A 16,633-nucleotide genomic window follows, 5' to 3' on the forward strand; every position below is an offset into this window, starting at 1 on the left:
GGGACGGGACGGGGTTATTCCCGCCCGTCAGGGAAAATCGCCGCCTCAGCCCAGGCCCAGCGTCCGCCGCCCGCGCGCGACCAGGGCGGCCAGGTCGGCGCGGGACTGTTCGCCGAAGACCGCCTCGTCGCCCGCGATGAAGGTGGGCGTGCCCATCAGGCCCATATGTTCGGCCAGCTGGAAGGACAGCGCGATATGGCGGGTCACGGGCTCGGCCTCCATCCCCCGGCGCAGCGCGGCCGGATCCAGGCCGGTCTGGCGGGCCACGCGCATCACGCTGGTTTCCTCGGCCCGGCCGCGCATCGCCATCAGGGCGGCGTGGAACCGCCAGTATTTCCCCGTCTCCAGCGAGGCCAGCGAGGCGCGGGCGGCGAAATCCGATCCCTCGCCGAAGACCGGCCATTCGCGGTAAACCACCCGCAGGTTCGGATCCGAGGCGATCAGCGCCTGGATCGGCCCGACCATCTTGCGGCAATGCGGGCAGTTGTAATCGAAGAACACCGACAGGGTGATGTCGCCGTCCGGGTTGCCAAGCACCGGCGCGGTCGGGTCGCGTTCCAGGGCGGCGCGCAGTTCCTCGGGCATCGGGTTGGGGCGGTCGGCCGCACGCAGCGGCAGGGCGGCGGCCATCCCGCAGGCGGCGGCACCGGACAGGACAAGGCGGCGGGGGATCATGGGCAGGGCCTTTCGGAAGGGACGGCCCCACCTAAGCCGGGGCCGGGGCCGAAAGGAACGCCCGGCCGGTCACAATGCCGCAATGTGTAAACATTGCGCATTTCCTGCCATGATTCCCCTGCCATGATTCCCCTGCCATGCGCCCCGCCTTTCTTGACCGAGTTGCCTTGCTTGACTAAGTTCATTGGACCAGGCAAAGGCCGCCCCATGAAGACTGTGAACATCCACGAGGCCAAGACCCACCTGTCCCGCCTGGTCGAGGATGCCGTGCGGGGCGAGCCTTTCGTGATCGCGCGGGCGGGCAAGCCCCTGGTCAAGGTCACGATGATCGAAGCCGAGGCCCCGCGCCGCCTGGGCTTCCTGGCTGGCCAGGCCCAGATCCCCGAGGATTTCGACGACATCGGCGCAGACGGCATCCGCGCCCTGTTCGAAGGCCCCGATCCCGCCGCATGAACCTGCTTCTGGACACGCATCTGCTGCTCTGGGCGGCGTTCAGGCCGGACCGGCTGTCCCAGGATGCGGCGGCAATGATCGCCGATCCCGCCAACAGCCTGTGGTTTTCGGCCGCCTCGATCTGGGAGGTGGCGATCAAGCGCGCCCTGGATCGGCCGGATTTCCGCGTCGATCCGGGCGTGCTGCGGGCGGGGCTTCTGGCCAACGATTACGCCGAACTGCCGATCGCCGGGCGGCACTGCCTGGGGCTGGGGGGCCTGCCTGCCATCCATGCCGATCCCTTCGACCGCATTCTGGTCGCGCAGGCCCTGGCCGAGGGGATGCTGCTGCTAACCGCCGATGCCCGCGTCGCACGCTATCCCGGCCCGATCCGCGCCGTCTGAAACATTCGTTTACGAACTTCACATATCCGGGACCGGGCCGATATGGGTTGTCCCTTTGGGCCTGATCGGTTGTTCTGGAATCAGGCGCCTGGCTGGGGTGAAGGAGCGAAGATGCGCGCGGTGAAGGCCGTCTTGGGACTGGTCGTGATCGGGGCCGCCGCCTTGGGGGGGCTGTATCTGACCGAACGGTTGCTGGCCGCCCCCGAACCCGCCCAGGCCGTCCAGGGCGGCACCGCCCCCCTGCGGGTGGAAACCATCGCCCCCCGGATCGTCACCTTCGCCGATGCCGTCACCGCCGTGGGCACCGCCCGCGCCCGCCAGGCCGTGGATCTGCTGGCCGAATCCAGCGGCCGGATCAGCCGCATCGCCTTCCGGCCCGGCGACCGGGTCGAGGCGGGCGCGGTGCTGCTGGAACTGGACGACCGCGCGGAGCAGGCCGATCTCAAGGCCGCCGACGCCACCCTGGCCGAGGCGCAGGCCGCCTTCGACCGTCAGCAAAGCCTGAACCGCTCGGGCAGCGCGTCCGACGCCGCCTATCAGACCGCCCGCGCCGCCCTGCTGCGCGCCGAGGCCGAACGCGACCGCGCCCGGATCGCGCTTGAGGACCGCAGCCTGCGCGCGCCCTTCGCGGGCGTGGTGGGTCTGTCCGACCTGGTCGAAGGCCAGGTGATCGACACCGCCACGCCCATCGCCAGCCTGGACGACCTGTCGGTAATCGAGGTCGATTTCAGCGTGTCCGAGACCCTGCTGCCCCGCCTGGCATCCGGCCAGCGGGTCGAGCTGACATCCGCCGCCTGGCCGGGGCGGGTCTTCCAGGGTCGGATCAGCCGCATCGACAGCCGCGTCGACGCGGCGACCCGCAGCCTGGCCTTGCGCGCGGAAATCCCCAATGACGACCGGGCGCTTGCGGGCGGCATGTTCCTGCAGGCCCGGCTGGTGCTGGACGAACGGCAGCGCCCGGCGATCCCGGAAAACGCCCAGACGGTCGAAGGCGACCGGGTGCTGGTCATGCTGGCCGAAGGCGGCGCCGCGCGCCAGGTCGAGATCGTCACCGGCCAGCAGCAGGACGGGCTGGTCGAGGTGGTGTCGGGACTGGACCCCTCGGCGCGGGTGATCGTGACGAACCTGCACCGCCTGTCCGACGGCACCGCCATCGAACCCGTGGCCCAGGAACGCCGGGTGGATGCCGCGCCCGTGCCCGCGCCTGTCCAAGCCCCCGCCCCGGCATCGGGAAGCGGCGGATGAGCCTGCCCGACCTGTCCCTGCGCCGCCCGGTGACGGCCACGGTCCTGAACCTGCTGATCGTGCTGATCGGCGCGGTCGCCATGTCGCGCCTGCCGGTGCGCGAGCTGCCCCGGATCGAGGCCGCCGAGGTGACGGTCCGCGTCGATTACACCGGCGCCGCCCCCGACGTGGTGGACAGCCAGGTCGCATCCGTGATCGAGGGCGCGCTTGCGGGCGTCAGCGGCGTCACCGCCATGGCCACGGAATCCGAGCGCGGCCGGATGCGCACGGTGCTGACCTTCTCATCCGGCCGCGACATCGATTCTGCGGCCAATGACGTGCGCAACGCCGTCGAACGCGTGGTGGGCCGCCTGCCCGACGAGGCCGAACGGCCGCGCGTGGACAAGAACGACAGCGAGGGCGACCCGGTGGTGCGGCTGTCGCTGTCCAGCCCGGCGATGACGCCGCTGGAACTGTCGGACTACGCCACCCGCTTCCTGGTGGACCGCTTCGCCCGGCTGCCGGGGGTGGCCAACACCGCGACCTTCGGCGCCCGGTCGCCCGCCATGCGGATCTGGCTGGACCAGTCGCGCATGGCCGCCCTGGGCATCACCACGGGCGACATCATCGCGGCGCTTCAGGCCAACAACATCGAACTGCCCGCAGGCGAGATCGAGACCGGCGCCCGGCAGTTGCAGGTCCTGGCCCAGACCCGGTTTTCCAGCCCCGAAACCTTCCGCCAGGTGGTGATCCGCGACGGAGGAGGCCAGAACGGCACCGGCCGCCCGCTGCGCCTGGGCGACGTGGCCCGCATCGAGGAAGGCCCCGAACAGCGGGAATCCATCTTTCGCGCCAAAGGGGTGATTTCGCTGGGCATGGGCATCCAGCCGCAGGCCCAGGCCAATACCGTCGCCATCTCTCAGGCGGTCCGGGCCGAGCTGGAGCGGATCCGCCCGACCCTGCCGCCGGGCATGGCCCTGGACATCACCGCCGACGAGGCCGTGTTCATCGAAAGCTCGATCAGCCAGGTGCTGAAGGTCTTCGCCGAGGCGGTGGGCCTGGTGATCGCGGTGATCTTCCTGTTCCTAGGATCGCTGCGGCTGTCGATGATCCCGGTGGTGACGATCCCGATTTCCGCGCTTGGCGCCGGGCTGGCGATGGGCGCCTTGGGCTTTTCCATCAACATCCTGACGCTGTTCGCGCTGATCCTGGCCATCGGCCTGGTCGTGGACGACGCCATCGTGGTCCTGGAAAACATCCAGCGGCACCGCGCCATGGGCAAGTCGCGCCTGGACGCCGCCCGCGACGGATCGGCCCAGGTCAGCTTCGCCGTCATTGCCACCACCGCCGTACTGATCGCGGTCTTCGTGCCGGTCAGCTTCATGGAGGGCGAGATCGGCAAGCTGTTCGCCGAATTCGGCATCGTGCTGGCGGTGGCGGTGGCGGTATCCGCTCTGGTGGCCTTGACCCTGTCGCCGGTGCTGGCCGCGAAGATCATGCCGCGCGAGGAACGCCCGAATCTGCTGACGCGTGGGGTGAACCGCATGATCGGCGGGCTGGAGCGGGCCTATGGCGCCGTCCTGGACCGGCTGATCGCCCGGCCGGTGCCGATCCTGGCGGTGACCGCCTTCCTGATGGCGGGGGCCTTCGCGCTCTATCAGCACCTGCCCCGCGAACTGACCCCGCCCGAGGATCGCGGCCAGATCCGCATCACCGTGACCGCGCCGCAGGGATCGAACCTGGCCTATACCGACGCGGCCGCCCGCCAGGTCGAGGCGCTGCTGGAACCCCTGCGCGCCGACGGCACCGTCACCAACGTGACCACCATCGTCGGCACCTGGGGCGAATTGCGCCGGTCGCTGCTGTTCGTGAACCTGGCCGACTGGAAGGATCGCGAGGTCAGCGTGGACGAGGTCATCGACACGCTGCGCCCGCAGCTGGCCCGCATCACCCAAGCGGAAACCTTCATCCGCGCGGCGGGGGGGCTGGGCCTGGGCAGCGGGCAGGGCAATATCCGCTGGATGCTGGGCGGGCCGGATCTGGCGCGCACCGCCGCATGGTCGGACGACCTGGCCGCCCGGCTGGCGGAAGACCCGCGCCTGGCCTCGGTCGAGGTCGGCTATTCCGCCAACCAGCCGGGCGCCAGCCTGTCGATCGACCGCGACCGCGCCCAGGATCTGGGCCTGTCGGCCGAGACCATCGCCCAGACCCTGCAAGTGCTGTTCGCATCCCGCAGCGTCGGCGAATACACCCGCGACGGGCGGCAATATCCGGTGATCCTGCAAGCCTCGCCCGAGGATCGCGATTCCGTCCAGGACATGCTGGCGGTGTTCCTGCGCAACGACCGGGGCGACCTGATCCCGCTGTCGGCCTTTGCCAGCGTCGCCACCGGGGCCACCGCGCCGGCGGTCAACCGCTACGACCGGCTGATCTCGGTCGAGATGGAGGCCGACATCGCCCCCGGCACCGACCTTGCGGGCGCCATGGAGGCGGTGGACGCGGCGATGGCCGACATGCCCGCCGGGGCGGTGCTGGCCTGGGAAGGCCAGGCGCGGGATTACCTGGAAAGCGCGGGCGGCATCGCCACGGTCTTCGCCATGTCGCTGCTGATCGTCTTCCTGGTGCTGGCCGCGCAGTTCGAAAGCTTCCGCACGCCGCTGACGATCATGCTGACGGTGCCGCTGGGCCTGGCCGGGGCGGCGCTGACGCTGTGGCTGACGGGCGGGACGGTGAACATCTTTTCCCAGGTGGGGATGATCCTGCTGATCGGCATCATGGCCAAGAACGGCATCCTGATCGTGGAATTCGCCAACCAGCTGCGCGAGGAGGGCAGGCCCCTGGTCGTCGCCGCGCGCGACGGCGCCGTCACTCGCCTGCGCCCGGTGATGATGACCACCATCGCCACCGTGCTGGGCGCGGTGCCGCTGGCCGCAGCCACCGGCGCGGGATCGGAAAGCCGCAGGGCCATCGGCGCGGTGATCGTCGGCGGGCTGTCGCTGGCCTTCGTGCTGACGCTGCTGATCACCCCGGTGATCTATGTCCTGATCGAGGGGCTGCGCCGCAACCCTCAGGCAGAGCCGGTGGCGGCCGAGTAGGCTTGCGTCCCGCGAAGGCCGGGGGCCAGCCCCCGGACCCCCGGGATATTTGAGGTCCAATGCAGGAGCTTGGTTGTCCGGCAGAACTTCGCTAGGGTGCGGATATGCGTGAATCCGGTCTTTCCTGGCAGGGGCTTGATGAGGGAGATCCCGCCCTGCCCCGTCCCGGCGACTGGCTGGCCGCGCAATCGGCCCTGGCCGTGGATCTGGCCCATGCCGCCCTGGCCGTCGGCCGGCTGGAGGCGCGGCTGGCCCTGATGGACGACAGGACCCGCGCGGGCGCCACCCGCCGCCTGGCCCTGATCGAGATCGAGGAGATGCTGCGCGCCCAGGCCACCCCGCTGTCGCGGGACGAGATCGGCCTGGACGCCATGGCCGCCCGCGCGGGCACCGATCTGGCCGCGATGGCCCAGGCCCGCTGGGCCTTGCGGCGCCTGGAAGGCCAGTCCGATCCGGCCCGGCTGCGCGATTTCCTGGCCCTGCACCGCAACCCGGACGGAGAGGATGCCACCTGGTCGGAACGCCCGTCAGGCGCGGCCTTCGACGCGGCGGCGGCGGATTTCCTGGCGGCGATGGCGGCGCTGTCGGGCCTGCACCCCCTGGCCCGCGCCCCCGCCGCCCGGATGCTGTGGCGGCTGGCGGATCTGTCCCCCGAGGCCGCCGCGATCGAGGGCGCGGTCTGGGCCGCCCGCGACATGGCCCGCGCAGCACCCGGTCTGGCCTTCCTGCCGCTGGGCCGCCACGGCCGGGCGGTCTGGGCCGATGGCGGCCCGCCGGAACGCCGCCTGTCGCGGCACCTGGCGGCGGTGGCCCAGGGCGCCGAGGACGCGGCCCGGACGCTGGACCGCCTGTCCGCCTGGGCGCAGGCCGCGCAGGATGCCACCGCCGCGATCAAGGGCCGGAACCCCGCCCGCATCATCGCCGCCCTGGCCGCCCATCCGGTCCTGCATACCGCAGGGGTCGAGGATCTGGCAGGCATCAGCCGCGACACCGCCGAGCGCCTGCTGTCGCGGATGCGGACCATGGGGCTGGTGCGGGAAATCACCGGCGCGCGGCGGTTCCGGCTGTGGGCGGCGAAGGTGTAGAGGAAAGGGCAGTAGTGTCGATACAGCCGCAGCGTGGCCGCCAAGTGCGGATCACCGGCCGACAGCCGCAGGCTGTAAAATATCCCCGATAAGGACACCTTATCGAGATTGAAGATTCCTGCCCGGAAACATGCCCGACTGTGGCCCCGTGCCCCAAGATCGAGGCTCAATCGACCCATCATATAATGGTTGCCGGGATCGGGCCTCGATCCTAATCCCCCGGCGTGTTGACCGGGGCGCGCATGATCGACTCGTGATGGGCGATGGCGTCTTCCAGATTATCGTAGACCGACAGGTGCCCGTGTTCCAGCACCGCGCCCATGGTGCACATCTGCCGCACCATCGGCATCGAGTGGCTGACCACCACCGCGCTTGACTTGCTCATCCGGTCCTGGAAGACGCGTTGCGACTTGGCGCGGAAATCAGCGTCGCCCACGCTGGTCACCTCGTCCACCAGATAGGTGTCGAAATGGATGCCCATGCTGGTGCCCATCGCCAGCCGGGACCGCATCCCGGACGAATAGCTCATGAAGGGCTGGTGGTAATGGTGGCCCAGTTCGGCGAAATCGGCGACGTAATCGACCAGTTCGTCGGTATCGACGCCATAGATCCGGGCCACGAAGCGCACGTTCTGCGCCCCCGTCAGTTCGCCATGGAAACTGCCTGCGAAACCCACGGGCCAAGAAATCGTCCCGCTTGACAGCACCCGCCCCCGCGTGGGCGAGACGGTACCCGCGATCATCTTCAGCAGTGTGGACTTGCCTGCGCCGTTGCGCCCCAGCAGCGCCACCGACGAGCCGGTCGGAAAGACCGCGTTCAGGTTGTCGGCGACGACCGTGCGGCGGCCCTTCAGCCGATAGATCTTGGTCAGGTTCTCCAGCCGGATCATGGCCTAGCCGCGGTCGCGGATGCTGTAATAGACTAGGACAAGGATCGACCAGCCGGTCAGCAGCAGGCCCGCCACCACGAACATCAGCCAGGGCCGGTGCGGTTCGGTCGAGCTTTGGGCCACCTTGGGCTGGATATGGACGGCCAGATAGCGCGACTGGCGCCGCGCCTCGGCCAGGGCGGTTTCATAGGCGATGCGGGCCGAGCGATAGGCGCCTTCGGCGAATTCGCGGTCCACGGCCAGCCTTTCGTATTCGGCCATCATCTGCGAATAGCTTTCGCCTTCCGGTCCCGCGCCGGCGGCCCCGAACTTGCCCCGTTCGCTGTCGATCAGGCGGCGCAGGGCGTCGATCTTCTGCTGGGACTGGATCACCCGGTGATCGGTCAGGGGGGCGTTCTCGATCAGCAGGTCATGGGCCACAAGCGCCTCGGCCAGTTCGCCCTGCAAGCCGGTCAGCACACCCATCTGGCTGGTCAGGTCGGCCTGCGGATCGACGATCTGGGTCCGCATCCTGAAATCCGTCATCGCCTGGCGGGTTGCGGTCAGCTCGGCGCGGATCTTGTCCAGCTCCTGTTGCGCCAGCCGGGTGGCGTCGTCGCGGGCGATGGCCGATAGCTCGTTGATCTTGGTGGAGCTTTCCTGCAGGACCGCGGCAGCGATGGCTTGGGCATCCTCGGGGGTGAAGGCGCTGACATTCAGCGTGATCAGCCCCGAACTGCCGTCATACAGAACCTTGACCTGGCGCTGCCAGTATTTGGTCAGATCCTCGACAGGATCGTCCGGGTTCAGCGCGAAAATGAAATCATCCGGCCAGCTGCGGGAAAAGCGGCTGCGCAGATCCAGCTGGTCGTCGATCTTCTCGACCATGTCCTGGCTGCGGATGTATTCGTAAAGGATGTCCGTGTCCGAGGCGCCGCCGCCGCCCGCAAAGGGCATCAGCCCGCCCAGAAGATCGATCGAGGGGGTGATCTGTTCCTGGCGGACCGAAAATCCGACGCTGGACACATACTGGTCATCCGCGCGGGTCCACAGATACCAGGCCCAGGCCAGGCTTGGCAGGACCACCATCAGCAGGAAGGATGCCAGCATCAGCCAGTGCCGCCGCCGGGGCTGGGCCATCGCGGCGGGGGCGCGAAGCGGCGGAGGCGCGGGCGGTTCCGGGCGGGCCGGAAGGCTGGGAGCGGGCCTTGTGGCCGGCTGCGTGGGCAGGGTCCGCGTCGGAAGCTGGGTCAGGTTGCGGGGGGCGGCCGCAGCCGTGGCGGCAGGCCGGGCCACCGGGTCGGCCTTGACCGTGGCCAGCCGGGTCAGCGGCCTGGCCGACTTGGCGGTCTGGACCTGGCTTGCCAGTCCCGGCCCCTGGAACGGCCTGCGCAGGACCGTGTCCGGGGTTTCGGGGGCGGCGGCCTGCGCCGGATCGGGCTGTTCCGGGGTCCGGGCCGCCTGCTGATCGGCCTTGCCTCCGGTCGCGGTGGGTGGGGTGTTCACAGCCGGAATGCTTTCGCTGGTTTGCCTTTTGGCGGCAGTTGTTACATAGTGTCGGCCGCACAGACCAGCATCTGCATTCACATGTCCGGCATTTCTTCCAAGATTCACCCTCCCCAGGGGCCGGCCCCCCAGCGGCCGTCCCGCCCCGGACCCCGCTTCCAGATGCCGCGCATCATCATGGCGCTGATGCTGCGCGAGATGGCCACCACCTATGGCCGGTCGGCGGGCGGCTATCTGTGGGCGATCCTAGAGCCGATCCTGGGGATCGCGCTGCTGTCGGTGATCTTCAGCCTGACCCTGGCCCGGCCTGGCCTGGGCACGAACTTTCCGCTGTTCTATGCCAGCGGGCTGCTGCCTTTCCTGATGTTCAACGACATCTCGGGCAAGGTCGCAAGCGCGATCCGCTTCTCGCGGCCGTTCCTGGCCTATCCCAGCGTCACCTTCGTCGACATCCTGATCGCCCGGATCCTTCTGAACGCCCTGACCCATACGGCGATCATGGCGATCGTGCTGACCTCGATCGTGACGATCTATCAACTGCCGGTGGTCTTCGACCTGTCCGCCATCTTCAAGACCCTGCTGTGCGTCACCATCCTGGCCACGGGGGTGGGCACGCTGAACTGCTATCTGTCCACGGCCTTTCCGGTCTGGGAACGGATCTGGTCGATCCTGACCCGGCCGCTGTTCCTGATGTCGGGGATCTTCTTTCTGTACGGGATGATGCCCCCGCAGGCCCAGAACATCCTGTGGTACAACCCGCTGATCCATTGCATCGGCATGATGCGCCAGGGGATGTATCCGACCTATCAGGGCGACTATCTCAGCCCCGGTTACGTGATCGGCGTGTCGGTGGTGCTGTTCGTCCTGGGGCTGATGCTGCTGGAACGCAATTACAAGCGGCTGCTGGAACGCTGATCCCGGTCACAGCCGCCCGGCCAGCGCGGCCAAGGCGGGGGCAAGGCGCCCGCCCGGTCCCTGGCGGCACAGACCTTCGCGCCAGCAGGCCGCCGCGAATGCCGCCCGGCCCGCCGCCCGCGCCGCGCAAAGCCGGTCCAGAAGCGCGCGGCGATCCGGGGCCAGCAGGTCGGCGGCCTGCGCCAAGGCCGCCAGGTTGGCGGTCATCCAATGCGCCTGCCGCCGCAGGATCAGGGGACGCAGGCGCGCGCCAAGGCCCTGGCTAGCGCCCACGGCATTGCCGCCATGCTGGCGGTAAAGGACGTGGCTTTCGCCGTCGAAGACGATCCGCCCACCCGCGCCCGTGACGACCTGATAGGCCCACCAGTCGTGCATCACCACATCCGGCCCGCGCGCCGCTGCCTGCCGCAGCAGCGCGGTGGCCGCGCGGTTCATGACGATGCTGTGGCCGTGCAGGATGTTCTGGACCAGGGCATTGCGAAAGCCCGGCGGGCGGTCCGGGGCGGGCGACAGGCGCAGGGGCCGCAGCGACCGGTCGCAGACCGTCACCCGGCTGGCGTAAAGCGCGGGCCGGTCCCCCGGAACCCGCCCCAGCATCGCCACGGCACGGGCGATCTTGCCCGGCAGCCACAGGTCGTCCTGATCGGAAAAGGCGGTGTGGTCGGCATCGGGCGCGGCCCGGATCAGCGACAGGAAATTCGCCGCCGCCCCCGTCCCCGGACCCTGGGTCAGGGTGACGCGGCCGGGATGGTCGCGGCGGAACCGCTCGAGGATGGCGGGGGTGGCATCGCGCGATCCGTCGTCGCTTGCCAGCAGCCTCCAGTCCGGCAGCGTCTGGCCCAGATAGCTGTCGAGCTGGCCGGGCAGGAAGGCGGCGCCGTCGCGGGTCGCAAGCAGGATCGTCACGGTCATGGCCGGTCAGCCCCGCGCCCCGAGGATTTCAGCCGCAGCGCGTCCCGGATGCCGATGCGGCCCTCCAGGCACAGCCGCGCCAGGCGCAGCCAGCCCGCCCCCGTCGGGACGGTCGTGTCGATGTTGAGAATCCCCCGGTGCTGCACGCGCAGATCCGGGAAAGCCGCCCGGGCGTAGCCGCCCAGCACATAGGCGGTCAGGATCCGTTCGGCCAGGAACCCCGGATAGCGCGCCTGATAGCCGGGCGGCCCGTCCCGCCCGGCCAGCCGGTCCCCGGTCGCGCGCAGGATGTCGAACAGAAGCGGGCTGTAATGGTCCAGGACCGGGCGCGGCATGATGAACATGTTGCCCAGAAGCAGCCGGTTTCCCTGCAAGGCCCGGTCCAGGGCGGGCCGGAAATCCGGATGGCGGTCGGCCACCGCATCCCGCATGGCGCGCAATTCGTCGGGGCGGTGGCATCGCTCGTATTGCCGGGCCAGGCTGCGGCGCAGGCGGATCGGGCGCGGCACGACCAGTTCCACCCCTGCCGTGGCGAAATGGCGGGCGACGTCCGCGGCATAGATCCGGGCATCGAACCCGGCGACATGGCGTTCGGGATGGCTGCGGGCCGGCAGGCGGCAGCCCAGGTCGAACAGCCGCCGGTAATGCATCAAGCCGATGGGGCCGCCCGAGGGATCGTTCCGCCAGGCCCAGTAATGGGCCGTCAACTCGCAATAGGCGGGATTCAGGCGGGATATGCTGTCGCCCGTATCGTCGCCCAGCACTCCTGGCAGAAGCATTCCCGACAGGGCCCGGCCGACCTGGATCGGCACCAGGTGACGGCCTTCCAGGACCGGGCGGGCATCGTGATAGGCGACATAGACGCGGGCATCCGGCAGGGATTGCAAAGGGGGGAATGTCATCGCGTCCGGGATCCTGCCTGCGCTGCCGTTTGCAGCGTTAGCAAACCCCCGCCCGCAAAGTCGAGAGGCCGCGGGCGATTGCCCTGCCCGCCCGGAACGGCGTAAATCCCCCGCAGGATGGCCGGACAGGCGGGGCGGGGCCGGAAAGGCAAGGACAGTTCGCATGAGGATACTTCTGGTCGGCGCGGGTCTGTCCGGCGCAGTCATCGGCAGAACCCTGGCCCAGGCGGGCCACGACTGCCATGTCATCGACAGCCGCGATCATGCGGGCGGCAACTGCCATACCGAACGCGACGCCGCGACCGGCGTGATGATGCATGTCTATGGTCCCCACATCTTCCACACCGACGATGCCGAGGTCTGGGACTATGTGAACCGCTTCGCCGATTTCCTGCCCTTCCAGAACCGCGTGAAGACGACATCCCGGGGCGCGGTCTATTCGCTGCCCATCAACCTGTTGACCATCAACCAGTTCTTCCGCCGGACCCTGCGACCGGACGAGGCGCGGGCCTTCCTGGAATGCCAGGCCGACACCAGCATCGCCGATCCCCAAAATTTCGAGGAACAGGCCCTGCGCTTCGTGGGGCCGGACCTGTATGAGGCCTTCTTCAAGGGCTATACCGAAAAGCAGTGGGGCTGCGACCCGCGCGACCTGCCCGCCAGCATCCTGCGGCGGCTGCCGGTGCGGTTCAACTATGACGACAACTATTTCTTCCACCGTTTCCAGGGGATGCCGCGCGAGGGCTATACCGCGATGATCCGGGCGATCCTGGACCATCCCGGCATCGCGACCGACCTGAGCACCCCCTACGACCCGGCGATGGCCGGGCAATACGACCATGTCTTCTGGTCCGGGCCGCTGGACGGATTCTTCGGCTATCGCCTGGGGCGGCTGGGATACCGCACCCTGGACTTCGAACGATTCGATTACGACGGCGACTATCAGGGCTGCGCGGTCATGAACTATGGCGACCGCGAGGTGCCTTACACCCGCATCACCGAACACAAGCATTTCTCGCCCTGGGAAACGCATGAGCGCAGCGTCTGCTATCGCGAGTTCAGCCGCGCGGCGGGGCCGGACGACATCCCCTATTACCCGATCCGCCTGGTCCGGGAAAAAGCCCTGCTGGAGGATTACGTCCGCCTGGCCCAGGCGACGCCGGGCGTCACCTTCGTGGGGCGTCTGGGCACCTATCGCTATCTGGACATGGACGTGACCATCCGCGAGGCCCTGGACACGGGCCGCGACTTCCTGGCCCGCGCGGCGCAGGGCCGCAGCCCCGCGGCCTTCGTCCATGCCCCGCTGTGACGGCCTGACGGATGACGACCCAGGGCCGCGCCATGAAGACGACGCTGTTCGCCAGCCCCACCCACGAGGCCTTTGTCTGCCATCGCAAGGCGAACACGGTGGTGGTGTCCTTCGCCGAACGCAAGGAACCGCCCCCGGCGGGATTCTCGGGCGAGGCGATGCTGGCCAAGTCCCCCCACGCCTTCTGCTGCATCCGGTCGCTGACGAACGACTGGTATGTGGGAGGGGATTTCGCGGCCTGCCTGGACGCGGTGGCGGATGCGATCCGGCCCTATGCCCATGTGATCCTCTACGGCTTCTCGATGGGATCCTATGGGGCGCTGATCTCGGCCGCGGCCCTGGACGCGGACCGGCTGGTGCTGATGGCGCCGGTGGCCAATATCCATCCCGACAAGGACCGCCGCTGGATCGCCGACTACCAGGGGCTGATCGGGGGCAGATCCGCAGCCGACCTGGCACCCCGGATTCCCGCAAAGACCAGGGTGATCTGCGTCTATGACCCGAAGGGGCCGGACCGGGGCCATGTCGCGGACCTGAAGGCGGCTTGTCCCGTCCAGGTCATCCTGACCCCGCGTGCGGGCCACATGGTGTTCCGGTTCCTGAACAATGGCGGGATCCTAGGCAGCGTCACCCGGATGCTGTTCGAACCCCAGGTCGATATCGCCGGGGTCCAGGCCCTTGTCCGGTCGTCCATGAGGCAGAACAGCTATTACATCGCCGAGCTGGCCCGCGCGATGTCGCGCCACAAGTTGCTGCGGCGGCTGGTGCTGCGATACGGCCTCTACAGGTTTCCGGGCGACCTGCCCCTGCGGCTGGATTACGCCGGCGCCATCGCCGAGGCCGGCCGGTTTGACCGGGCGGCCGCGATGATCCGCGCCGTGGTGGCGGAAAAGCCGACGGCGGCGGTCAGCGTGGCGGTGATCCGCGCGCTTGCGCAATACGCCGAACAGGGCGGCAGCCCTGACGCCGTGGCCGACCTGATCGCGCCCTATGCCTCGGACCGGCCCCGTTCTCGCGAGATACAGCTTCTGTATGCGCGTTTCCTGCGCCACACGCGGCAGTTCGACCAGGCGATCCGCGCCCATGAATCCTTCATGAAGGGCGGTCCCTTTTCCGCCCAGGGCTTTTTCGAACGCGGCCTGATCTTCGAGGAACTGGGCCAGCCCATCCAAGCCGAGGCGAATTACCGCGCCGCCCTGGCCGAGGCGCCGGATTTCCGCCGCGCGGCCCAGCAGCTTGCGCGGCTAAAAGGCCATAGCGCCAGGAATAATCAATAAATATCAGCTGATTGACCTGTTGTGGACAAGCCCTTGCGGCGGGTCTATGACAGGATTTCTGGAAAATGGCGGGACGCGACGTGCTCAAGGGTATTCACAACCGGATCGAACCCGATCTCCTTCATGCCATGGCCATGATGGGCGAAGGCGAATCCATCGCCATTGTCGAACGGGCCTTTCCAGCCTATACGGTCGCGGCGCAGCTTCCCTATAAACGGGTCATCACGATTTCCGCGCGCACGGGCGACACGTTGCGCGCGATCCTCAGCCTGTTGCCGCTGGACAAGCGGGTCGATTGCGCGGCGACGATCATGCAGGTCGACGACGAGCCGGATTTCATTCCCGAAGCCCTGGAAGAAACCATCCCGATCATCGAGGCGGCGGGCACCGCCATCCAGTCGGCCGACCGCGACACCTTCATGGCGATGGCGCTGCAAAGCCATGTCATCGTGCAGACCCAGGACAACCGGCCGCATGGCAACGTGATCCTGGTCAAGGGCACGGTCTAAGGCGGCACCGCCGCCCCGCCGTCATCCCGTGCAGCGGAAGGTTTCATAGCTGTCATCGCCCGGCGGCCCCAGTTGGGCCAGCCTGTCCAGGCAGGCAAGGATGTTGCCCAAGGGCAGGGCCTTCAGCACGTCCTGGGGATGATCCCACCACCGCGTCGCCAGCAGGGCCTCGATCAAGGGATCGGGAAAGCGCAATTTCAGCACCCTGGCCGGAACCCCTCCGACGATGGCATAGGGGGGCACGTCGCGGGTGACGACGGCATTGGCGCCGATCACCGCGCCATCGCCCACGGTCACATCCGGCATGACGACGGCGCCGTCGCCGATCCAGACATCGCAGCCGATCCGGGTGACCGGAGCCTTGCGGGGCGGATCGCCCAGGCCCAGCCGCGCCCGCTCATCCGCCGAATAGCAGTCGAGCGCATGGCCCCCCGACAGGGCCGGGCTGGTGGAAAGCCCGGTGGTGGCATGGATTCCCGCCCCGATGGTCACGCGCCGCCCGATGCTGCAAAACCGGCCGACAAAGACCCGATGCCGCAGATAGCCCCCGTTGTTCATATAGCTGAAGGCCCCGAAGAAGCCCCTCGCCCGCGCCGGCAGCGCCGGAGACTGGACGCTTGCGCCCGTCTCGAACAGGATGTTCTTCAGGAAGGCCGCCTGCCCCACCCCGACGGCGGGCAGATCCGCGGCGGCAAGAGCGCGGTCGGCGACAAGCGCCCCGGCAAGGAAAAGGTCGCGCTTGTCCTGAAGGTTCATGGCCTGGCCCCGTGTCAGGATGCCCGTGGTAAAGACAGGCCGTCGCCATGTCAAAGCAGCAGTCCCGCCTGCGTCAGGACGTTGCTGCGCATCACGTCATAGGACGGCGCGTCGTGCCCGTGGGTCGAGACGGGATAGGTCATCCTGGTGCAAAGCTCGTTCAGAAGGGCATGGATCCAGACCGGCCATTGCTGGGGGCCGATCACGAATCGGGCCATGCGGCCGACCGTTTCCACGGGCTTCGCCAGGGTTTCCACGATGTGATAGCTGGGGCGGTCCGCATAATCGTCGAACAGCACCGTCACCGGTTTCTGGATGTGCAGGCAGGTCGCCACGAAGCAGGCAGGCCGCAGGCGCCCGTCGATCAGGACCACATCGGGGTGGCGAAAGAACGGCTCGAGCCAGATCGACAGGGGGTAGCGATGGAAATTCTTCCATTTGCGGTCGTCGAGCGGACGGCCCCAGCGGCCGGTTTCGCCGATATCGACATGATACAGGATCGGCGGCGCGGCAACGTCCGAACGGTCGAACAGGCGTTGCAGGTTTCTGGCCCAGGTCCGGTCGCTTTCCACGCTGAATGTCAGCGTGCCCGGCTGGTGCGCGGCAAGAACGGTCGATCCCCCGGATCCGTATTCCAGAATGACCCGCGCTGTGGAATACGTCCTTTCCAGCAGCTTCCTTTCATCCGGGGGAAGCGTGACCTTCGGCCAGTTTATCGTTTCCGCCGCCAAGATTCCCCCCCCGGCATTCGTCATGAAAAGGAA

The 16,633-nt window shown here is 68.4% G+C and carries 16 protein-coding genes; 9 read left to right on the plus strand and 7 right to left on the minus strand.

Translation table 11 applies throughout. The features are described from left to right. Positions 1 to 45: 45 nt before the first annotated feature. Positions 46 to 675 carry a DsbA family protein gene (locus tag ACTJI6_RS14355; protein WP_440801629.1) on the minus strand — a complete coding sequence of 210 codons (630 nt, stop codon included), beginning with the start codon at positions 673 to 675 and terminating at the stop codon, positions 46 to 48. Positions 676 to 882: 207 nt separating this feature from the next. Between ACTJI6_RS14355 and ACTJI6_RS14360 the strand changes: the two genes are divergently transcribed. The 5 genes from ACTJI6_RS14360 (at position 883) to ACTJI6_RS14380 (ending at position 6,915) form a co-directional block, all read left to right on the plus strand. Further along, entirely contained in the window at positions 883 to 1,128 is a 246-nt protein-coding gene (locus ACTJI6_RS14360; protein ID WP_126156359.1) for a type II toxin-antitoxin system Phd/YefM family antitoxin, read from the plus strand. Then, entirely contained in the window at positions 1,125 to 1,511 is a 387-nt protein-coding gene (locus ACTJI6_RS14365) for a type II toxin-antitoxin system VapC family toxin (RefSeq protein WP_440801633.1), read from the plus strand. Before ACTJI6_RS14360 ends, ACTJI6_RS14365 begins: the two co-directional genes overlap by 4 nt. Positions 1,512 to 1,622: 111 nt before the next feature. After that, positions 1,623 to 2,756, plus strand: coding sequence for an efflux RND transporter periplasmic adaptor subunit (locus ACTJI6_RS14370; protein ID WP_440801634.1), 1,134 nt, complete (start codon positions 1,623 to 1,625; stop codon positions 2,754 to 2,756). After that, the gene (locus ACTJI6_RS14375) at positions 2,753 to 5,830 is read left to right on the plus strand and encodes an efflux RND transporter permease subunit (protein WP_440801636.1); all 3,078 of its coding nucleotides are present in this window, start codon (positions 2,753 to 2,755) and stop codon (positions 5,828 to 5,830) included. The genes ACTJI6_RS14370 and ACTJI6_RS14375 overlap by 4 nt, the downstream gene beginning before the upstream one ends. A 104-nt stretch (positions 5,831 to 5,934) precedes the next feature. Then, a complete protein-coding gene (locus tag ACTJI6_RS14380) occupies positions 5,935 to 6,915 on the plus strand; it encodes a hypothetical protein (protein ID WP_440801639.1) in 981 nt (326 codons plus the stop codon). Between the two features lie 211 nt (positions 6,916 to 7,126). Here ACTJI6_RS14380 and ACTJI6_RS14385 read toward each other — a convergent pair whose 3' ends face one another. Continuing rightward, the gene (locus ACTJI6_RS14385; RefSeq protein ID WP_440801642.1) at positions 7,127 to 7,804 is read right to left on the minus strand and encodes an ABC transporter ATP-binding protein; all 678 of its coding nucleotides are present in this window, start codon (positions 7,802 to 7,804) and stop codon (positions 7,127 to 7,129) included. Positions 7,805 to 7,807: 3 nt separating this feature from the next. After that, positions 7,808 to 9,289 (minus strand): capsule biosynthesis protein, encoded by a 1,482-nt coding sequence (locus ACTJI6_RS14390; protein ID WP_440801643.1) that lies wholly within the window; start codon positions 9,287 to 9,289, stop codon positions 7,808 to 7,810. Positions 9,290 to 9,451: 162 nt separating this feature from the next. On the opposite strand from ACTJI6_RS14390, the gene ACTJI6_RS14395 reads away from it, so the two are divergent. Continuing rightward, positions 9,452 to 10,204, plus strand: a complete 753-nt coding sequence (locus ACTJI6_RS14395) for an ABC transporter permease (protein WP_126156318.1) — start codon at positions 9,452 to 9,454, stop codon at positions 10,202 to 10,204. 6 nt (positions 10,205 to 10,210) lie between these two features. Here the strand turns inward: ACTJI6_RS14395 and ACTJI6_RS14400 are convergent, their stop codons facing one another. Beyond that, positions 10,211 to 11,116: a glycosyltransferase family 2 protein gene (locus ACTJI6_RS14400; protein ID WP_440801645.1), complete on the minus strand. Its 906-nt coding sequence runs from the start codon at positions 11,114 to 11,116 to the stop codon at positions 10,211 to 10,213. Then, the gene (locus ACTJI6_RS14405) at positions 11,113 to 12,018 is read right to left on the minus strand and encodes a DUF4422 domain-containing protein (protein WP_440801646.1); all 906 of its coding nucleotides are present in this window, start codon (positions 12,016 to 12,018) and stop codon (positions 11,113 to 11,115) included. Before ACTJI6_RS14405 ends, ACTJI6_RS14400 begins: the two co-directional genes overlap by 4 nt. A gap of 163 nt (positions 12,019 to 12,181) precedes the next feature. Here ACTJI6_RS14405 and ACTJI6_RS14410 point away from each other — a divergent pair, with 163 nt between their 5' ends. The 3 genes from ACTJI6_RS14410 to ACTJI6_RS14420 all read left to right on the plus strand — a co-directional run bounded on the left by ACTJI6_RS14410 (position 12,182) and on the right by ACTJI6_RS14420 (position 15,113). Further along, a complete protein-coding gene (locus ACTJI6_RS14410; protein ID WP_440801648.1) occupies positions 12,182 to 13,327 on the plus strand; it encodes a UDP-galactopyranose/dTDP-fucopyranose mutase family protein in 1,146 nt (381 codons plus the stop codon). A 32-nt stretch (positions 13,328 to 13,359) separates the two neighbouring features. Beyond that, positions 13,360 to 14,604, plus strand: coding sequence for a hypothetical protein (locus tag ACTJI6_RS14415; protein ID WP_440801650.1), 1,245 nt, complete (start codon positions 13,360 to 13,362; stop codon positions 14,602 to 14,604). 65 nt (positions 14,605 to 14,669) lie between these two features. Further along, a complete protein-coding gene (locus ACTJI6_RS14420; RefSeq protein ID WP_440801653.1) occupies positions 14,670 to 15,113 on the plus strand; it encodes an RbsD/FucU domain-containing protein in 444 nt (147 codons plus the stop codon). 21 nt (positions 15,114 to 15,134) lie between these two features. Here ACTJI6_RS14420 and ACTJI6_RS14425 read toward each other — a convergent pair whose 3' ends face one another. Together ACTJI6_RS14425 and ACTJI6_RS14430 are read right to left on the minus strand one after the other, a co-directional pair. Continuing rightward, positions 15,135 to 15,869 (minus strand): CatB-related O-acetyltransferase, encoded by a 735-nt coding sequence (locus tag ACTJI6_RS14425; protein ID WP_440801654.1) that lies wholly within the window; start codon positions 15,867 to 15,869, stop codon positions 15,135 to 15,137. Positions 15,870 to 15,919: 50 nt separating this feature from the next. Then, positions 15,920 to 16,624 (minus strand): hypothetical protein, encoded by a 705-nt coding sequence (locus tag ACTJI6_RS14430; RefSeq protein WP_440801656.1) that lies wholly within the window; start codon positions 16,622 to 16,624, stop codon positions 15,920 to 15,922. Positions 16,625 to 16,633 lie beyond the last annotated feature (9 nt).

Origin of the sequence: Paracoccus sp. 22332 (assembly GCF_052045125.1) — a bacterium.
Lineage (GTDB): Bacteria > Pseudomonadota > Alphaproteobacteria > Rhodobacterales > Rhodobacteraceae > Paracoccus > Paracoccus haematequi_A.

Coding starts and splice junctions, on each gene's coding strand:
- ACTJI6_RS14355 (WP_440801629.1), bottom strand. CDS start 675: ATGATCCCCCGCCGCCTTGTCCTGTCCGGTGCCGCCGCCTGCGGGATG.
- ACTJI6_RS14360 (WP_126156359.1), top strand. CDS start 883: ATGAAGACTGTGAACATCCACGAGGCCAAGACCCACCTGTCCCGCCTG.
- ACTJI6_RS14365 (WP_440801633.1), top strand. CDS start 1,125: ATGAACCTGCTTCTGGACACGCATCTGCTGCTCTGGGCGGCGTTCAGG.
- ACTJI6_RS14370 (WP_440801634.1), top strand. CDS start 1,623: ATGCGCGCGGTGAAGGCCGTCTTGGGACTGGTCGTGATCGGGGCCGCC.
- ACTJI6_RS14375 (WP_440801636.1), top strand. CDS start 2,753: ATGAGCCTGCCCGACCTGTCCCTGCGCCGCCCGGTGACGGCCACGGTC.
- ACTJI6_RS14380 (WP_440801639.1), top strand. CDS start 5,935: ATGCGTGAATCCGGTCTTTCCTGGCAGGGGCTTGATGAGGGAGATCCC.
- ACTJI6_RS14385 (WP_440801642.1), bottom strand. CDS start 7,804: ATGATCCGGCTGGAGAACCTGACCAAGATCTATCGGCTGAAGGGCCGC.
- ACTJI6_RS14395 (WP_126156318.1), top strand. CDS start 9,452: ATGCCGCGCATCATCATGGCGCTGATGCTGCGCGAGATGGCCACCACC.
- ACTJI6_RS14400 (WP_440801645.1), bottom strand. CDS start 11,116: ATGACCGTGACGATCCTGCTTGCGACCCGCGACGGCGCCGCCTTCCTG.
- ACTJI6_RS14405 (WP_440801646.1), bottom strand. CDS start 12,018: ATGACATTCCCCCCTTTGCAATCCCTGCCGGATGCCCGCGTCTATGTC.
- ACTJI6_RS14410 (WP_440801648.1), top strand. CDS start 12,182: ATGAGGATACTTCTGGTCGGCGCGGGTCTGTCCGGCGCAGTCATCGGC.
- ACTJI6_RS14415 (WP_440801650.1), top strand. CDS start 13,360: ATGAAGACGACGCTGTTCGCCAGCCCCACCCACGAGGCCTTTGTCTGC.
- ACTJI6_RS14420 (WP_440801653.1), top strand. CDS start 14,670: ATGGCGGGACGCGACGTGCTCAAGGGTATTCACAACCGGATCGAACCC.
- ACTJI6_RS14425 (WP_440801654.1), bottom strand. CDS start 15,869: ATGAACCTTCAGGACAAGCGCGACCTTTTCCTTGCCGGGGCGCTTGTC.
- ACTJI6_RS14430 (WP_440801656.1), bottom strand. CDS start 16,624: ATGACGAATGCCGGGGGGGGAATCTTGGCGGCGGAAACGATAAACTGG.